The sequence below is a fragment of the Vibrio anguillarum genome (assembly GCF_001989995.2).
Classification (GTDB): domain Bacteria; phylum Pseudomonadota; class Gammaproteobacteria; order Enterobacterales; family Vibrionaceae; genus Vibrio; species Vibrio anguillarum.
Window position 1 is genome coordinate 36,468 of the sequence record NZ_JAHGUP010000014.1, and the last position, 18,297, is coordinate 54,764.

Sequence of the window (18,297 nt, forward strand, 5' to 3'; positions counted from 1 at the left end):
TAAACGCAAGTTTGGAATAATTGCTCTAGAACACAAAATGTTGAGTTACCTATAAGGAAAAGACGATGAATATGCTGACATTCGATAAAACAGAAATCCAAAAACTAGATAAACCCTTTATCGCTGAAGCCGTCTTCGCCGTCGAGACTATCAGTGCTAATCAACAAAATGAAAAGCAGAGTAGAGCGAAGCAACTACTCGATAGATTGTTCCCTTTGGCGACGGGCTCTCATCAAGATGTGACCAGTTATGTGATCGATTACCGCCATGTGTTGGCTTATTTCAAGGATGGGCGTCATAGTGGTTTGAAGCATCCAAAACATTTTGTTGCCTTCAATGGTGAAAAGGAGTCACCATGTTCGATCTTGTTCCGTGATGGAAGTGGTAGCCATGTTGAAGTGATGTTAGGCTGCACTAAAGGGACTGGGCGCGTTGAACTGATAGAGATTAATGATATTCAGTTAGAAACGTGTACCACATTTACCCAATCGGTGGAAGAAATGCCCAGCGCCGCAATGCGCCACTGGGTAAGCCTAGTCAAAGGTGATGAAAAGGGTAAGCCTCAAGCTTGTAGTGAAGATAAGGAGTACACCGCAAAAGATGGTGAAGACTATTACTTAAACTACAGTTTTAACCTTGCTTAGGTTATAGATGCGTATTGGGATTAAATGGGGCGTGGCGCCCCTTTTACTTTTCTATCCATAAATTGAGGTTTATGGAAATTGTGATTGCTTTTCAGCTACCCATAAGAGGTTGAAGCGATTAAAGCGGCATAACACGGTTGCGGCCTAATTGTTTTGCTTCATAGAGCAGTTTATCGGTTCTTTCTATCAAAGACTCGGACGTATCACCTAGTTGTAATTCTGTCACACCAAAAGAGGCGGTAATATTACCAACTTGGTTTCCTGAACGGCGATCCTTCACGCTCATTTTTTCTATCGAACGGCGCAGTGATTCTGCAAACTGTCTGGCAATGCGCAGTGTTTTATTTGGAACAATTAAAACGAACTCTTCGCCGCCAAATCGGTAGGCGGTAATGCCATCTCGACAGCTACTCTGAAGCTTTTTAGCGATGCCTTTGATGACGGTGTCACCAAATAGGTGGCCATAATTGTCATTAAAAGATTTGAAGTGATCGATATCTAATAAGATCAGGCTTATTGGTTGCTGCGCGCTTATTAGGGTAAAGAGATCATCATTGAACGAACGGCGGTTATATAAACCGGACAATCCATCGAATAAAGCCTCTTTTTGCACCTCGGCAAGCTGCTCTTTCAGTCGATGAATTTCTTTACTGGCACTATTAAGTTGACCATTTAAAAACTGAGTTGAATGGCGAATATCTCGCGATTCAGTGACCAATTGGCGAACCACTTTCATCACCTCTTCGATCGATAAATCATCGTTTTCGACTCGTTCTAATTCACTAAAACTTTTATCAATCACTCTGGCAAATTCGCTGGTATCGGTTAGGGTATCTGACATTGAACTTGCGACTTCATTGACTAACACTTCAATGTTGTTGCGTAGCGTGCTTAAACTGGTTTCAGAGCGCGATGCGACATAGCTGTTATAGAGTTGAGAGCTTGCCGCGGGAGGACAAAGGCCAAAGTTTTCCAATACAGAATCGAGTTCTCGATTGAGTTGAGGTATGGCGTTGTCAACATAGGTATACCAAAGTGCATAGTTAGCAGGTGTCGCCGCCACATGATTTTTCATCATCAACGGTACTGCTTTTTTTAAATTGGCTGTAGATCTCTTAAAGTCGTCGCTGGTCATTATCGTAAAATTAATAGACAGTCACAGATATTCATACCGCTAAGATTAGCGGATATCCCAAAGTTATGCGCTAAAAAAATGCAACTAAAGTTTGAAGTTGAATTTTTATTTACGGTGAACAATCGATTCTTGATGTAGATCAAACACAACAGACAGACATAGTAGGGGGTTTTTTATATATTGAATCGCTGAATGATTAAAATAAGTTGGTTACTGAATCAAGGAGTAATAGATGGAGATGTATGATATTGAATCATTTTTGGATATTTTACCTCAGGTAGAAAGTAGCTATCCGTTTGGTCCTGACGCGTTGGTTTTCAAAATTCGCGGTAAAATGTTTGCCTATACTTCTCAGTCGAGAGAAGAGCCGTTTGTGACATTGAAGTGCACTCCCGAAGATGGTGAAGTTCTGACCAGTGCCTTTTCCGCTATTCGTCCTGGTTATCATATGAATAAAAGACACTGGATCTCCGTTAAGTTAAACGGAGATGTTGACCAGATGATGTTAGAGGAATTATGTGAACGCTCTTATCAGCTTGTAGTGAGTAAACTGAAAAAATCAGATAGAGAAGCGCTTCAGGCTCTGTTTGTGCAAGCAAAACTTGATTAAGCGGTATCCTTACGTTGTTCCAGTTTTTTTGCGCCACGCAGCATCGCTTCTATCAATTCTGTCGCGTTAAATTTTTCCAAAGCTTCGTGGGCTCCGACTTGGTGAGCTCTATCCAAACAGATCTCACTGGAAAGCGAGGTGTGAAGAATACAATAAGCATGGCTCAGCATTGGATCATTTTGAACCTCAAAGGCCAGTTCATATCCATCGAGGCCCGGCATTTCAATATCACTGACCAGCAAATCGATCGCACGTTGATGTTGAGCGTCTTGACGCATCAGCTCAATGGCATCAAGCCCATTTTTACAGATTTGGTAAGGGATGTTGATACTGTCTAAGGCATCTGACAATTGTTTACGTGCAATAGATGAATCATCCACCAGTAAAATACGCAGTGCTTTTAATCGCTCACGTTCAATATCAGTCAGCATCGGGATCTTAGTTGATTCATACTGTGGATAAATTTTTGAAAGTAATAATTCGACGTCAAGTAACTGCACAATCTGTTTTTGATAGCGGGTTATGCCAGTGACAAAAACATCTTTTCCCGCCACTGCAGGTGAAGACTCGATTGTTCGCCAGTCACACTCGATGATTTTTTCAATGCTACGTACCATAAACGCAACTACGGTTCGCAGGCAGTCCGTCACGATTAAGTAGCATTGTTTATATTCGCTAGGTTGAATTGCTCTAAAGCCAATGGCGGCAGCCATATCAATGACAGGTACCGTCAAGTTACGGATAGTCACGGTTCCGATCACATGGTGATGAGAATATGGGATTTGTGTCATTGGCATGTAAGGGACAATCTCTCGTACTTTCAGAGTCCCGATAGCAAAAAGCTGTTTCTGAGTGTTCAATGTGAACATCAACATGCCTTGGGATTGGTTTGCCTTACTGGGGGTTTTAACCATAACACCTTACTCAACGTTGTTTCTTATGCTTAATACTAAACGATCTCTTACTGACGGCAATGCGTTAAATGCAAATAAACAGTATAACCGTATGTTTATTGATCTTTTGCACTCTTACATTGGGGTTGGACTCTTGAAAAGCATCCGTTACACTATTTGCAGTAGCAAATTTATTGAGAAAAATGATGGCAAGAACGGCAGCGGCTCTTCACATTTTAGTGAAGCATAAAGAACAAGCTGAAGATATTATCGCTCAGTTAAAAAAGGGAGCGAAATTTCAAACATTAGCCAGAAAATATTCTACCTGCCCTTCGGGTAAAAAAGGGGGTGATCTGGGTGAGTTTCGTCAGGGGCAGATGGTACCTCAATTTGATAAAATCTGTTTCACTGGAGAGGTACTGACACCCCATTTGGTGAAAACCAAGTTTGGTTGGCATGTTGTAAAAGTTCTATATCGGACCTAGCCTCAATAGGGTGATTTTCTCATCGACGTTGATTTTTAAAGTAATAACCAATGAGCAGTGAGTGGCACGCTTTTTCTCAAAACCAGAAGTGCGTGGTGCTTTTCATTCGTTAGGAATGACACTCGATTCTTTATCTTTTTATTCCATTACCATTTTATAGAATGGCCTACTACACCCAAACTACTTCAAGTAGTAAGGTATATAAATAAAACAGTCATTTGTTCTCATAAATAAGAATGCACAATAACTTCATGAATTAAATGGATTTATTCATGAGGTTTTTTATTAAAATGAGAGCGGGTTATTTTGAGATATTGACTTATAATCGCTTAACGTTAGTTTTATCAAGTGAGCGGTATGATCTAGGAGTTTAAAATGAGTGAAGAAAAAAAAATTAACGTTCGATTGCTTTCTGATGTTTGTATGCAGTCTCGCTTACTTAAAGATTCGCTAGAGTCAAAGTTGCCGATTAGTATTGATATCTCTCCGCTTTGCGATACGTGGATGAATGATAACAGTCTATCATCCTATAAAATTCAATTGGTTATCATCGACTATTCTCGCGTTGATGAAAATAATTTTGCTGATTACTCAGCATTTAAACGCTTATCCTGCCCTGATGCAAAAGAAGTGCTTATTAATTGCCCGCTAGATATTGAACCTAAAATGCTCTTTAAATGGCAGAATCTTGTGGGTGTATTTTATACCAATGATCAGCTTGAATCTTTAGTTAAGGGCATGGAAAAAGTGCTTGATGATGAAATGTGGTTTAATCGAAAATTGGCTCAGGAATATATACAGCATTATCGTGCAGGTAATTCATCTATTACCTCTCAAGCTTATGCTAAATTAACGAAAAGAGAGCAGCAAATAATTAAGCTACTTGGCTGTGGTGCATCTAATATGCAAATTGCAGATGAGTTGTTTGTAAGTGAAAATACAGTAAAAACACATTTACATAATGTATTTAAAAAGATAAATGCTAAAAATAGACTTCAGGCATTATTATGGGCAAAAGATAATATTGGTATTGAAGAGTTTAATTAAATTTTATTTATTTTTAAATAAGACAGCCCCTTTGATAGGGGCTGTCTTATTTTCTTAACTGAATTTCTTTTTATTCGGCTTCGATGCCTTTTTCTTTGTAAAGGCGGCGGCATGCACGTCCATCGCTGTGGAAGAGATGGCAGCGATGCCCTGGAATACCAATTGTCAATGTATCACCTGTTTCAACACCCAAAGTATCAGGCTGGCGGTAAATTACATCAGAATCAGAGCCTTTCAAGTTCATGTAGACTTGTGTTTCATTGCCGAGTTTCTCAACCATCATCACTTTGCCTTCAATTTTCGCGTCACCATCTTCAGCGCTCAGCAAGTGCTCTGGACGCACACCTAATGACATACGCTCGCCGCGAGTGATCGTGGTGCCATCGACCAAAATCCAAAATGAGGTTCCATTAGAGAGTTGAACTTTCACACGTTCGGCTTCGACATCTTCGATGAATACGCTCATGAAGTTCATTTTAGGAGAACCGATGAAGCCTGCGACGAAACGATTTTCTGGGTAATGATACAACTCAAGTGGTTTGCCTACTTGTGATACGAAACCAGCATCCAAGACCACGATTTTGTCAGCCATTGTCATTGCTTCGACTTGGTCATGGGTAACGTAAATCATAGTGCAGCCCAATTTGCGTTGCAGTTTGGTTATCTCTGAACGCATCTGTACGCGCAGCGCTGCATCTAGGTTAGACAGCGGCTCATCAAGCAAAAATACATTCGGTTGTGAGACTAAAGTACGCCCAATCGCGACACGCTGACGTTGGCCACCTGAAAGAGACTTAGGTTGACGTTCAAGCAAATGGCTGAGCTGGAGAATATCGGCGGCGTGCTCAACACGTTGCTCGATCTCCTTTTTATCGGCTTTGGCCAACTTTAGGCCAAAAGACATGTTGTCGAAAAGATTAAGGTGCGGGTAGAGCGCATAGGATTGAAATACCATGCCGACGCCACGTTTAGAAGGTTCAACATCATTCATTCGCTTATCGCCAATAAACAAGTCACCCGAGGTGATATCTTCTAGGCCTGCGATGCAACGCAGTAGGGTGGATTTCCCACAACCTGATGGACCGACAAAGACGACAAATTCGCCTTCTTGAATTTCTAAGTCGACATTTTTAGAAATTAATACATCACCGTATGCTTTACATACATTTTTTAACGTGACACTCGCCATAGAGCTCGTCCTCGATCAATATTTTTTATAAATCACTGCCCATCATTATATGAGTTTTCTTGCAGGCAATGACAGCAGGAATTGGGTAAGGTGGTTAATAATGTAAGAAAAAGGGTGATGTCTTCAAATTAAGGGAGTTTGAAGAAAGCATCACCCATCCATGCCAATGATTTAGTTCACTTCCCCTGCACATTGAGCGTCTCCCCCGTTATAAAATCAATTACCACGAACGCTCATTTATGACAGCAAACCAATCTAGCGATGTAAGCCAGTAAACGACGAGTTACTGGAAAAGGCTCTTACTATCCACTCTGGGATGACTGTATTTTGTGTGATGTGTGTGTTTGATACATCCTCCTAATTGAGTTTTTTATAGGGGGGAGTAGCGATGGATGCGATGGAGGAGGGGTTTAAGGGCTGAGTTAGATCCAGTTCAAATAATTAATGGCTGTTAAGTGGAAGCATGTCACAAAAAGGTATTTTTTTGTGATTGAGCTCTCTAACCTTGAGCGATGATGATCACGAAAATAGTCCATAATATCGAGGGCGTAGGGCGTAGGAGGATGAGTCAAGTTAGGTTTTCTCTGATTATATATGACGAAATACGGCGAAACCTGTTGGTGAGCCCTACAACACAAAAATAAAAAGGATATGAACATGAAAAACGCCCTAAGCACAGTCGCGCTAAGTACTCTAGTTGCTCTTGGTTCGTTTGGTGCACATGCTGCTATTGAAGAAGGACAACTCACCATTTGGATTAATGGTGATAAAGGCTATAACGGTTTGGCTGAAGTGGGTAAGAAATTTGAGGCGGACACGGGTATCAAAGTGACCGTGGCTCACCCTGACGCACTTCAAGATAAATTCCCACAAACCGCAGCAACGGGTGATGGACCTGATATTGTGTTCTGGGCTCATGACCGTTTTGGTGGTTATGCAGAAGCTGGCTTGCTGGCTGAAATTAAACCTTCAAAAGCGATTCAAGAGGGTATCGTGGATTTTGCCTGGGATGCGGTGAAATACAACGGTAAAATCATCGGCTACCCAGTCGCGGTAGAATCCTTGTCTCTCATCTATAACAAAGATCTTGTGCCAAACCCACCGAAAAGCTGGGAAGAAGTGGAAGCGTTGAACGCCAAACTTAAGAAAGAGGGCAAAACGGCCATCATGTGGAACTTGAAAGAACCGTATTTCACATGGCCTCTTATGGCTGCTGATGGCGGCTACGCATTCAAATACACGATTGATGGTTATGATGTGAAAGATGCGGGTATCGCGAATAAAGGCGTAAAAGACGCGATGAACTTCGTGAAAGGCTTAGTGGACAAAGGCGTGATCTCTCCGGATATGGACTACTCTGTTTCTGAAGCTGCGTTTAACCAAGGTAAAACGGCAATGACGATCAACGGTCCGTGGGCTTGGGGCAACATTGAAAAATCAGGCATTAACTACGGTGTGACGACATTACCGAAATTTAACGGGCAATCTTCCAAGCCGTTCGTGGGCGTATTGACGGCTGGTATCAGCACCGCTTCTCCAAATAAAGATCTCGCGATTGAGTTTATCGAAAACTACTTACTCACCAATGATGGTCTGCGCATGGTCAATAATGATAAACCTCTTGGCGCGGTGGCTCTTAACTCTTTCCAACGTGAGCTTGATGCAGATACACGCATCGCCGCGACAATGGATAACGCAATGAATGGCGAAATTATGCCGAACATCCCTCAGATGAATGCATTTTGGGGCAGTGCGAAAAGTGCAATTATCAATATTGTAGATGGCCGCCAAACTGTCGATGCCGCACTGGCTGATGCAGAAAAACAAATGACTAAATAATTCGGTTTTGGTCAAGCCCTTAAGGAGAGGGTAACCTCTCCTTCATTTTACGTTTATATCGCTAGCAGGTTCTTCTATGCAGTCAGTTCAAGGTACAGATGCTTTGTCAGCACCCGAAACGGCACTTCCTTCCAGTAAAAATGTGCTCATTAAATGGGCATTATTAGGTACGGTTGGTATCGTTAACGGTTACGCCACTATTCTTATGTATTCTCGCGGTGAGCTCGCCTTTGCGCTGCTTACTCTCATTCTTACCGCTCTGGCCCTTTATATTTTCGGCAGTAAACATACTTACGCACACCGCTATATTTATCCGGGTATCGCGGGAATGATCTTATTCATCCTCTTTCCTTTGGCCTACACCGTTGGTCTGGCTTTTACTAACTACAGTGCTAAAAACCAACTCTCTTTAGAACGTGCACAAACCGTGCTGTTGGATCGAACTTATCAGGGCGGGGAAAGCTATCCTTTCACTCTATACAAAACGGAAAGTGGTTATCGAATTGCAATCGAAGATGGAGAGCAGACGCTCGCTACCGACGTGTTTTCCTTAAATGGCTTATCGGTGACCGATATGGACCTTCAACCTATTGAGGGTATTGAGGGCACCAAAGAGCCGATTAAAACCATTATTAATCACCGTGCTACGTTGAGCTCAATTGATCTGCATTTCCCTAGTGGTGAAGATGTACGCATGAGTGGCTTGCGCAAGTTTGCCGCCGTATCGCCGCTTTACACCATGCAAGATGATGGCGAAACGCTGGTCAATAATCAAACAGGCGAAATACTACGGCCGAATATGGATGTTGGCTTTTATCAACCAGTTGACGAAAGTGGTCAATTTATCGGTGCGACAGTATCGCCTGGTTTTGTGGTGAAAATTGGGACACATAACTTTGAGCGTGTATGGAAAGATGACGGTATTAAAGAGCCTTTCATCAATATCTTTATCTGGACGGTCGTTTTCTCGACTTTAACCGTGATTTTTACTCTCATGATTGGTTTGGTGCTAGCCAGTGTCGTGCAATGGGAAGAGCTTAAAGGTCGCGCCGTTTACCGAGTACTGTTAATCCTGCCTTATGCTGTTCCTGCCTTTATTTCTATTCTGATCTTCAAAGGCTTGTTCAACCAAAGCTTTGGTGAGATCAATATGGTGCTCAACAGTATTTTTGGCATTAGTCCTAGCTGGTTCTCAGACCCCTTTCTCGCTAAAAGTATGGTGCTGATCGTCAATACTTGGCTTGGTTTTCCTTACATGATGATTTTGTGTATGGGTCTTTTGAAAGCGATTCCAGAGGATTTATATGAAGCATCGGCGATTGATGGCGCAGGTTTTTTACACAACTTCACCCGTATTACATTGCCGCTCATGATCAAACCAATGACTCCGTTACTTATTGCAAGCTTTGCGTTTAACTTTAACAACTTTGTGATGATTCAACTTCTGACACAAGGTGGCCCGAATATGATTGGTACTTCAGAGCCAGCCGGTTACACCGATTTACTCGTAAGCTATACCTATCGTATTGCGTTTGAAGGAGCTGGTGGTCAAGACTTCGGTTTGGCTAGTGCCATCGCAACCTTGATCTTCTTACTGGTTGGTGGGTTAGCACTACTCAATTTACGTTTTACGAAGCTGTCACAGAATTAAGGAGTAATCGTTATGGCGATGGTACAAGGTCAATCTCTCAAATATCGCTTATGGGCGACTCATGTTGCTCTGTGGGCATTTTTATCGCTGATCATTTTTCCACTATTGATGGTCATTGCGATTTCATTTCGTGAAGGGAACTTTGCCACGGGCAGCTTGATCCCAGATAACCCATCTTTAGAACACTGGAAATTGGCATTAGGTTTTGCTGTCACTAATGCTGATGGCTCTGTTACACCGCCGCCATTTCCGGTTCTGACTTGGTTATGGAATTCAGTGAAAGTAGCAGGCATTACTTCAGTGCTCATTGTGGCTCTATCGACAACGTCTGCTTATGCCTTTGCGCGCATGCGTTTTAAAGGTAAAGACACCATTCTAAAAGCGATGATGATTTTTCAAATGTTCCCAGCGGTACTGGCACTGGTTGCGATGTATGCACTGTTTGACAAATTAGGTCAATACATCCCATTTCTTGGCTTAAATACGCATGGTGGTTTAATTTTCTCCTACCTAGGTGGTATCGCACTGCACGTATGGACGATCAAAGGCTATTTTGAAACGATAGATAACTCATTAGAAGAAGCGGCTGCTTTAGATGGAGCTACACCATGGCAAGCCTTTAGACTGGTGCTGCTACCACTCTCTGTGCCGATTCTTGCGGTTGTGTTTATTCTCTCGTTTATTGGGGTGGTTGGTGAAGTACCAGTGGCATCTTTGCTACTTTCTGATGTAAACTCATACACATTAGCGGTGGGTATGCAGCAGTATCTTTATCCTCAGAACTATTTGTGGGGAGATTTTGCAGCAGCAGCAGTGTTGTCTGCTTTACCTATCACTGTCGTATTTTTGCTTGCACAGCGCTGGTTAGTCGGAGGACTTACGGCCGGTGGTGTGAAAGGATAATAACGATAGGGCGACCGTGAGGTCGCCCATATTGTATTAGCTTAACGTATTTGGTTTGGCCGCCGATCAGTTAAGTAATATGCAAATCTGGCGTTACGCATAGCTGGCTGTTAGCTTTATTCCTTACTATCCAACAAACTAACAGTTTTTGTAACCAAGACCCGAGCATTGCTTGGGTTTTTTTATATCTGTATTAAAGGGTGCTATTGGTAACGCGCATGCAGTATATGATGAATTGAATGTCTCAAAAGTGAAATGGTGTTTGGATGCGACTCACATCTGAAATCTTTGTGTAACGTCGTAAAGGAAAGCTAAAAAATTAGAACTCACGGCTAGAAGGGGCGCAGCCTAAGTATTGCAAAAGGACATACAAGCTCTCTTGCTGCAGCGCAACGCGGCGAAACAAATCGGCGAAGGTGTCATCTCCGCCAAAGCAGGCACGGATATAGTGGTTAATTTCTTGGGGTTGGTAACCTTCAACGTAAAGCGTTCGGACCCAGTGATACTCAATTGATTTTGGGTCGACTAACGTTGATTCGCTCAAGGTAATCTCTCTGAGAGTCAAAGTTTTTTCCTATCATCGATGCAAAATGTCAGAGGACTCGATTTAAGCAAATAAAGATGAAGAAAAAATGACAACTGAGCGCATCATGGGTGGTTATTTTAAGTACTTAACGTGAGCTTCCATCTCTTCCCCTATCTCTTTACGCATGTTCATTAAGCGTATCGCTGATTGGCGTAGAGCAATATCTTCTGCTGTTTGCGGCACCCATTCAGGTATAGGGGTGGGCTTACCTTGCCCATCGACAGCCACCATGATGACAATACAATGGGTAGTCAGCTGGTTTTTCAACTCTTTTGGATCGCTCGCTTGCACATCAATGGCAATATGCATTGAGCTCGTTCCCGTATAAATGACTTTTGCGCTGACTTCAACGAGGTTCCCTACGTGGATAGGAGCGACAAAGCGGATCCCTCCAGCATAAGCGGTGATGCAATATTTACCGCTCCAGCCTGCAGAGCACGCATAGGCCGCTAGATCTATCCATTTCATGACAGCACCACCGTGGACTTTACCACCAAAATTCACATCACCGGGCTCTGCTAAAAAACGCAAAGTTATTGCACGTTGGCCACTACTCATTGGGGAATCCTTGTTTTTTATTAACGGAATCATAAATAACAAAGCGTTAACCAAACTGCAATATTATTTTGAATGCAGCAGATATAAAAAATCCTCTTAGTTGCCTAAGAGGATTTTTAAAGCCGAGCGGTACGAGTTATTTACTTTATGTTGTACCTTATTGAGCCAACTGAGCGTTAGTTATTCAGTTGCGTTAATAATAGTTTAAACAGTATTTCGACGTAACTGTTCGATCGAACAGGTTCTATCTCTGATGAGATTGTTTAGCGTGATTTCTCCAATAACCTAAGGAGAAGTCACATGACTATTTCAATTTATTCACATACCTTTCAAAGTGTCCCTCAAGCTGATTATGTGTCATTGCTGAAGTTACGCTATAAAGTTTTTTCGCAACGCTTGCAGTGGGAACTAAAAACAAATCGAGAAATGGAGACTGATGAGTACGACGTTCCAGAAGCACACTATTTGTATGCCAAAGAGGAACAGGGTCATTTAGTGGGGTGTTGGCGAATTTTGCCAACGACGTCGCGTTATATGCTTAAAGATACTTTTTCAGAATTACTCGGTGTGCAGCAAGCACCCAAAGCAAAGGAGATTTATGAGCTGAGTCGTTTTGCGGTCGATAAAGATCATTCGGCGCAATTGGGCGGCGTGAGTAATGTTACGCTGCAGATGTTTCAGTCGCTGTATCATCACGCCCAGCAATATCACATCAATGCCTATGTAACGGTCACATCGGCCAGTGTGGAAAAATTGATTAAGCGGATGGGGATCCCATGCGAAAGACTCGGTGATAAAAAAGTGCATCTTTTGGGAAGTACACGTTCTGTCGCTTTGCATATTCCAATGAATGAAGCATATCGTGCAAGTGTCAATGCATAAGCCTTATAAATAGGGATTGATATAGCCACCTAAAATAGCTTTAGTGATCGCTTGGTAGCGATTCGTCGCGCCAAGCTTTTTACAAGCATTACTGAAATGGAACTTCACGGTACGTTCTGACGTATTAATAATCGTGGCAATTTCCCATGCGCTTTTGCCTTCGGCCGCCCAAGCTAAGCATTGTACTTCACGTGCGGTGAGCACCGCTCTCGGTTTTGCGTCTTTATGGTAACGGGTGATGTTGCCAATATTATGAGCCAGTAACGGTACAATGAGCTGTGAGGTATGGATACTTTGTTGATTCAAATCGTAAGACTTGGTATCTGAGGTTGCAAAACTTATCATGCCAAATTCCCCCCTAAGCCCATGGATTGGAATGCTAAATCCCGCTTTGAGTCCATTGCAACGCGCCTCTTCGAAAATGACTCGTCCATCATCATTGACTCGTTTAGCGTCATCCCAGCGAATGGGCAAAAAATTGGTAATACTGTATTTGACAATTGGATCGATATGCATGAAGCCTGATTCATCATATTGCTGTCGCCAGCTATTGGGGTAATTGTCCGTGACAAGCGTTTCACTGGTTTTTAACGTGGGTTGAAAAGAGAGGCCAAAGAGGAAAAATTCATGATCAATTAAGTTATTGAGCCCATTGAGTACATTTTCCAAATCATCGTGGCTAGTGATTTGTTGGTTCTCTTGGATCAGTCTCAGAATTTTGTACATAAGCCGAAAGTTCTAAATTGCGTCGTACTATATTGGCACTTATATCAAAAAAAACCGTAACAGTACGAGCAAATAATGAAATAGTTTATCTATTTGGCGGGAAAATCTAGTTCAAATATCGGTTTTGGCCTCAATCTATCTATACCACCTGAATGGTTACTTCATTTTCACGAGCGAATGCATCAATTTCTTCTGGTGGTTGAGCATTGGTAATGATCAAATCTACGTCGGCAATTGTGCCTAGCTTAACCATGGCATTACGTCCGAATTTGCTGTGGTCGACACCGAGATAAACACAGCGACTATTTTCGATGATCGCCCGTTTGACTCTCACTTCGTGATAATCGAAATCTAAAAGTGAGCCATCATAGTCAATGCCGCTAATCCCTAAAATACCGAAATCGAGACGAAATTGTGAAATGAAATCCAAAGTGGCTTCACCCGTCACGCCACCGTCTTTATTGCGCACTTCACCGCCCGCTAAGATGACATTGAAATCCGGTTTGGCCATTAAAATCGTCGCCACGTTAATGTTGTTGGTGACAATGCGCAGATTTTCGTGATTGAGCATTAATGCCCGAGCGATAGCTTCAGGTGTCGTGCCTATGTCGATAAAGAGCGTTGCGCCATCGGGAATGTGTTTGACTAGCTCGGCAGCCACTTTCTCTTTTTCTTGCTGATAAGTTACTTGGCGAGTGTGGTAAGAGGAGTTTTCAGAACTAGACGCGATGGTAGCACCGCCGTGATTGCGTCGTAACTTATTGGCATCTGCAAGTTCGTTGAGATCTCGGCGGATGGTTTGTGGGCTGACATTGAATCGCTCGACTAAATCATCGGTACTCACAAATCCGTGTGTTTGAACTAATTCGATAATTTCTTGATGGCGTTTAACTGCTTTCACCTTAAATATCCTTATTCATTGAAGCTTAAATAGGTCAATACCTTGAATGCTTACTGTGCGTAAGGCACTACGACTTTGTGAGTGTACGGTTTAATCGACCAAATTCAATCATTAGTGAATGGGATACGCGAGTATTTGCTCGTTTTAAGTGATAATTCACATTAAACGAACATTATAGGCTCTTTATGGAACATAGTTATGTTTCTTGGAATGTGGCACATTGATTCCGTCCAGCGAGCTTGGCTTTATAAAGTGCTTTGTCTGAGCGGCGATAAATTTCGAAAAAATCGGCATCGTTGCCCGCAATTTCAGAGATACCGCAACTGATACTAAAGTGTGCGCCGTTGTCAAAAAATGCGTATGCATAAAATTCTTTACGTAAACGATCTGCCACTTGAAAGGCCTCATGCGCATTGGCCTTATGCAGAACAATCAGAAACTCTTCACCACCAATTCTACCGCAGGCGTCGCCATGGCGTGTGTGCTTTCTCGCCATCTCTGCTAACTGCCAAATCACGTCATCTCCTCGCTGGTGGCCATAGGTGTCGTTTACTAACTTGAAGTTGTCGATATCAATGGCAATACAACTTATCGGATAATGATCACGCTGAGCCAACGTAAATTCATTGCACGCTTCCCGCCACAGCTTGCGGCGATTGTAGAGCTGCGTTAAGTCATCGGTATTGGCCAGAGTGTGTAGTTGCTCTCGCAGTTCGACAATATCGGTAATCTCAGTAGAAACACCGATAAGGCCAATCACTTCACCGGTTTGTGTACTTAGAATAGGTTTCTTTATGGCGCGGTAGACGCGTACTTTGGTATCAAATTTTGCTTGTGCACGTTCTTCACTGATGAAAGGCTGTTTGGTATCAAATACCATTTGATCGCTGTGTAAAATATCGGCGAGTAGGTCATCTTGAAAAAAATCATGATCAGTTTTGCCTCTGAGTTCTTCCAAAGTTGTGCCAAACAGTTTAAGTGTTAGCTGATTTGCATACAGATACTCACCTTGGCGGTTTTTTACGAATACGTATGAACCGAGCTCGTTTAAAACAAGCTCATGCAAGGCAAACAAATTATTGCTATACACATCTTCGATGTTATCAAGAATCATTATCTGGCCACCAAATTTGCTAGGTTGCCTAACGGATCTGACGTAAAGGATCCCTCAATACATTTCATTTTTGTTTATTTTTATTCTTCTTCCATAAACATAGCTCGAATCGATGCTAGATGCTCAATTTTATGGTTGTATTGCGCCCTCGATAGCTGTTGTACGGCTTTTTGTCAGTTTTATTTGGGATAAAATAACCCCGGAAATTACCATCGTTCCACCTAAAAGATGGTAGTTTTGCACTGTTTCACCTAACAGGGTTGTGGCAAGCGAAACTGCTACCACAGGTAACAGATTCATAAACATCGCACTAGAGTCTGCACCAATTAAATCGATCGCTTTTACCCACATCCACGGAGCCAACAAGGATGCAGCGACGGAAGCGTAAGCGATTAGGGGCAGTGAGCCTTCCGTGGGTAGGAGATGTTCACTGGTCAACCATAATGGTGTCAGCATTAAGACAGCAAACAACCCTTGCATATAAATAAGCGTCCAATTGCTTAGCGGCATTTTCCACCGTTTAAGTAACACACAATAAAGTGCGTAAACGGTTGCAGCCACCACCATTAACGCATCACCATGCGTAATATCTTGATGCAAGAAGAAGCTTATATCGCCTTGACCTAGCATAAAAGCAAGCCCAGCGAGAGAGAGGACTCCTCCGACAACACTCAAAGCTGAAATGCGCTTATGGAGCAGAGGAACGCTGATGAACACACTGAGCAGTGGTACCAGCGAAGTGATCAACGACATATTTGATGCAGTAGTCGTTAGCCCTGCGTAATAGCCAAGAGACTGATTCAGTACCATGCCTAACATGGCTAAAAAAGCCAGTTTAGTTAAATGGGGCTTGATGATTACCCATTGGCGGATCACGGTGGGTAAGCAAAAGGGGGTAAGCAACAGCATCGCGACAAACCAGCGATAAAAACTCATCGCACTTGGTTCAATGGTTTCTGCGGCGAGCTTGTTGATGATAGAGTTACCACCCCAAATTAGAACCGTGAATAGTGGAAGAAGATATACCATGTGAGCCTCGTCGCAAATTGTGCTTTGGAGTATAGTGTGGCAGGTCTCTATAATTATATATATCTCCAAAACGACATTGCGAGCGATAGGAAGACAAGTTTGAAAAAAGCGCCCAGAAATCTTCACCCTTCACTATCGATTGACAGTGCGCCATCGGATGTCTTTATGAATTTCGATGCGTTTTTGTCAAACACAGAAACGCGAACTCATAGCCATCCATGGGGACAAGTGCAGCTAATTTCCGGCGGGATTTTGGAAATGGAAGCGCAAGAAACGCGATTTCTCGCACCGCCTCATCTAGCTATTTGGGTTCCTGCGGGGGTGAAACACTGCAGCTATAATCGTAAGCCAATTGAATATTGTTCGCTCAATATTGATCGGGCTCTCACCCATGGTTTTCCCAAGCACACCAGTTTGATAAAAGTGACGCCCATCGTTTCTGCCATCATTGAGGATTTTCGATCGCGTGAAATCAGTGTGGCTCAAAACGCGCAAGATAAACGTTTAGTTCAAGTATTGCTCGATCAATTGGCAACGCAAGAAACGCAGCATCATTTTTTGCCCTCCACTAATCACAAATATTTAGCCCCGATTCTAGCGGCGGTAGAAGAAAACCCGACCGATGATACGACATTGGCTTTATGGGCTGAAAAAGTACATACCACAGAGCGAACATTAGCGCGTCATTGCCAAACGGAACTAGGGATGAGTTTTACCGAATGGCGATTAAGAGTACGCTATCTCTATTCCATGGATTTACTGCGTACAGGGCATTCAGTGAAAGAGGTAGCATTAACTCTTGGCTACAACCAAGCCAGCCCTTTTATTACCATGTTTAAAAAATACTCCGGCCAAACGCCGGAACAGTATAAAAATCGCTTGTTATAATATTGCTTAAGCGTATGTAGGCACTTCATCCTGATCAAACTATAAAGAAGTGCCTTAGACTTAATTTGGTAATTTTTTACAACGTCTATTACTCATGAATCCATGACATAGGTGGTTGGGTACTTTATCGTTTTAGCGGCACACGTAGTCCAAAGCACCAACAATGGCGGCGACTTGTGCGTCATTACACTCTTGCGCTGTGACTTTTGGGCTATCTGGGTACACTTCGGTGGTGGTGCCGAAGTAGCAATTTGTGATGCCACCGCATAACCCTAATGCTTTCATTGAGTAATTAATTACTCCCTCTTGAGTGATCGGAGAGCCGATGATCTCGCCTTTACTATCGGCTGGTGCAATGTGCGTGACTTTGCGTACCGATTCAATAATGGCTGCTTGGAATTCTGGCTGCGGATTTTCCGTATCGCCGACAGTATAAAACCCATCGGGAATTGTATCGGCTTCATATCCAATGCCATCGCGCGCTGCTAGTGCAGGGCGAAACTCGCTTTCATCACTGTCTGTAGTTTCATGTAAATCAATATGCACCAACACGTCACCTAAGCTTGCGACCCAGCGCATTAAGCTTGCCGACTCTTCGGCTGGGCTATTGGTGTAAAATGAGCGATTAGGGTCAAGCGCTGATGGGTTCCAACGATTGATCGTTTCATAGCCCCAAGGGCTTACGCACGGGGCAACGGCAATGTTGAAATGAGATTGATAGTGCTGTGCTTGAGTCGCTAAAAACTGCAACGCGCCGTGCACTCCGCTGGTTTCGTAACCGTGTACGCCACCTGTGATCAACACCGTTGGTTTGTCAGGGTTCCATGAGCGACTTTTTAAGGCAAATAATGGGTAGCGATCTTTGTCTATTGATAGTGCACCGTATTGCTCTACCTCAAAATCCGTTGCCAAAGCGTTAATCTTCGGCACGACTTCTTGCTGATATTCTCGTTTAATCGTCGTTTGCGCGAGCCACGCTTCGCGTTCGGTTTGCGTCCATTTTTGTCCGGGAGTACCTATAGGGTAATAGTGAGAGTGCTGCATGACATTCCTTTAAATCTCGGTGTAATGGACCAGAAGCTTAATGCGCAGATTAACCTGATGCAACACTCTTACCTTGATACAAGAGCATATATACCCTTCCTACTTTTGAAGCCGCAGCGGTGTTGGCTACGTTCGTTCACCCCAATCACATAGTTTGCCTATGCTCATGGGGA

19 protein-coding genes are annotated in these 18,297 nt (G+C 43.0%); 9 read left to right on the top strand and 10 right to left on the bottom strand.

What is annotated here, in order from left to right:
* The first annotated feature begins 65 nt into the window (after positions 1-65).
* Positions 66-644, top strand: a complete 579-nt coding sequence (locus PL85_RS02925) for an aldolase/citrate lyase/malate synthase family protein (protein WP_013868075.1) — start codon at positions 66-68, stop codon at positions 642-644.
* Positions 645-762: 118 nt separating this feature from the next.
* Here the strand turns inward: PL85_RS02925 and PL85_RS02930 are convergent, their stop codons facing one another.
* Positions 763-1,779 (bottom strand): GGDEF domain-containing protein, encoded by a 1,017-nt coding sequence (locus tag PL85_RS02930; protein ID WP_017045993.1) that lies wholly within the window; start codon positions 1,777-1,779, stop codon positions 763-765.
* A 232-nt stretch (positions 1,780-2,011) separates the two neighbouring features.
* On the opposite strand from PL85_RS02930, the gene PL85_RS02935 reads away from it, so the two are divergent.
* Positions 2,012-2,389: an MmcQ/YjbR family DNA-binding protein gene (locus PL85_RS02935; RefSeq protein WP_017045994.1), complete on the top strand. Its 378-nt coding sequence runs from the start codon at positions 2,012-2,014 to the stop codon at positions 2,387-2,389.
* On the opposite strand, the gene PL85_RS02940 is transcribed toward PL85_RS02935, so the two are convergent.
* Positions 2,386-3,303 (bottom strand): chemotaxis protein, encoded by a 918-nt coding sequence (locus PL85_RS02940; protein WP_094145671.1) that lies wholly within the window; start codon positions 3,301-3,303, stop codon positions 2,386-2,388. The two genes, PL85_RS02935 and PL85_RS02940, sit on opposite strands and share 4 nt — an antisense overlap.
* 185 nt (positions 3,304-3,488) lie before the next feature.
* On the opposite strand from PL85_RS02940, the gene ppiC reads away from it, so the two are divergent.
* Complete coding sequence (gene ppiC / locus PL85_RS02945; RefSeq protein ID WP_026027858.1) at positions 3,489-3,767, top strand: peptidylprolyl isomerase PpiC; 279 nt, start codon at positions 3,489-3,491, stop codon at positions 3,765-3,767.
* 375 nt (positions 3,768-4,142) lie between these two features.
* Positions 4,143-4,814, top strand: a complete 672-nt coding sequence (locus PL85_RS02950) for a LuxR C-terminal-related transcriptional regulator (RefSeq protein WP_013868071.1) — start codon at positions 4,143-4,145, stop codon at positions 4,812-4,814.
* A gap of 70 nt (positions 4,815-4,884) precedes the next feature.
* On the opposite strand, the gene malK is transcribed toward PL85_RS02950, so the two are convergent.
* Entirely contained in the window at positions 4,885-6,003 is a 1,119-nt protein-coding gene (gene malK / locus PL85_RS02955; protein ID WP_017045996.1) for a maltose/maltodextrin ABC transporter ATP-binding protein MalK, read from the bottom strand.
* Between the two features lie 657 nt (positions 6,004-6,660).
* Here malK and malE point away from each other — a divergent pair.
* The 3 genes from malE to malG all read left to right on the top strand — a co-directional run bounded on the left by malE (position 6,661) and on the right by malG (position 10,396).
* A complete protein-coding gene (gene malE, locus PL85_RS02960; RefSeq protein ID WP_026027705.1) occupies positions 6,661-7,842 on the top strand; it encodes a maltose/maltodextrin ABC transporter substrate-binding protein MalE in 1,182 nt (393 codons plus the stop codon).
* 76 nt (positions 7,843-7,918) lie between these two features.
* Positions 7,919-9,493 carry a maltose ABC transporter permease MalF gene (gene malF / locus PL85_RS02965; RefSeq protein WP_013868068.1) on the top strand — a complete coding sequence of 525 codons (1,575 nt, stop codon included), beginning with the start codon at positions 7,919-7,921 and terminating at the stop codon, positions 9,491-9,493.
* 12 nt (positions 9,494-9,505) lie between these two features.
* Positions 9,506-10,396: a maltose ABC transporter permease MalG gene (malG, locus tag PL85_RS02970; protein WP_010317575.1), complete on the top strand. Its 891-nt coding sequence runs from the start codon at positions 9,506-9,508 to the stop codon at positions 10,394-10,396.
* Positions 10,397-10,715: 319 nt separating this feature from the next.
* Here the strand turns inward: malG and PL85_RS02975 are convergent, their stop codons facing one another.
* Together PL85_RS02975 and PL85_RS02980 are read right to left on the bottom strand one after the other, a co-directional pair.
* Complete coding sequence (locus PL85_RS02975) at positions 10,716-10,961, bottom strand: hypothetical protein (protein WP_017047197.1); 246 nt, start codon at positions 10,959-10,961, stop codon at positions 10,716-10,718.
* A gap of 93 nt (positions 10,962-11,054) precedes the next feature.
* Positions 11,055-11,540, bottom strand: coding sequence for an acyl-CoA thioesterase (locus PL85_RS02980; RefSeq protein ID WP_026027856.1), 486 nt, complete (start codon positions 11,538-11,540; stop codon positions 11,055-11,057).
* Positions 11,541-11,840: 300 nt separating this feature from the next.
* On the opposite strand from PL85_RS02980, the gene PL85_RS02985 reads away from it, so the two are divergent.
* On the top strand, positions 11,841-12,422 hold the full coding sequence (locus tag PL85_RS02985) for an acyl-homoserine-lactone synthase (protein WP_017046000.1): 582 nt from the start codon (positions 11,841-11,843) through the stop codon (positions 12,420-12,422).
* Between the two features lie 3 nt (positions 12,423-12,425).
* On the opposite strand, the gene PL85_RS02990 is transcribed toward PL85_RS02985, so the two are convergent.
* From PL85_RS02990 to PL85_RS03005, 4 genes are all read right to left on the bottom strand, one after another.
* Positions 12,426-13,148 carry a helix-turn-helix transcriptional regulator gene (locus PL85_RS02990; protein WP_017044271.1) on the bottom strand — a complete coding sequence of 241 codons (723 nt, stop codon included), beginning with the start codon at positions 13,146-13,148 and terminating at the stop codon, positions 12,426-12,428.
* Between the two features lie 139 nt (positions 13,149-13,287).
* Positions 13,288-14,049 (bottom strand): DeoR/GlpR family transcriptional regulator, encoded by a 762-nt coding sequence (locus PL85_RS02995; protein WP_013868063.1) that lies wholly within the window; start codon positions 14,047-14,049, stop codon positions 13,288-13,290.
* A 196-nt stretch (positions 14,050-14,245) separates the two neighbouring features.
* Positions 14,246-15,163, bottom strand: coding sequence for a GGDEF domain-containing protein (locus PL85_RS03000; protein WP_115340307.1), 918 nt, complete (start codon positions 15,161-15,163; stop codon positions 14,246-14,248).
* Between the two features lie 129 nt (positions 15,164-15,292).
* Positions 15,293-16,192 (bottom strand): DMT family transporter, encoded by a 900-nt coding sequence (locus PL85_RS03005; RefSeq protein WP_115340306.1) that lies wholly within the window; start codon positions 16,190-16,192, stop codon positions 15,293-15,295.
* Between the two features lie 99 nt (positions 16,193-16,291).
* Between PL85_RS03005 and PL85_RS03010 the strand changes: the two genes are divergently transcribed.
* A complete protein-coding gene (locus PL85_RS03010; RefSeq protein WP_026028665.1) occupies positions 16,292-17,080 on the top strand; it encodes an AraC family transcriptional regulator in 789 nt (262 codons plus the stop codon).
* Positions 17,081-17,212: 132 nt separating this feature from the next.
* On the opposite strand, the gene PL85_RS03015 is transcribed toward PL85_RS03010, so the two are convergent.
* Complete coding sequence (locus PL85_RS03015; protein ID WP_115340305.1) at positions 17,213-18,124, bottom strand: M14 family metallopeptidase; 912 nt, start codon at positions 18,122-18,124, stop codon at positions 17,213-17,215.
* Positions 18,125-18,297: the final 173 nt, after the last annotated feature.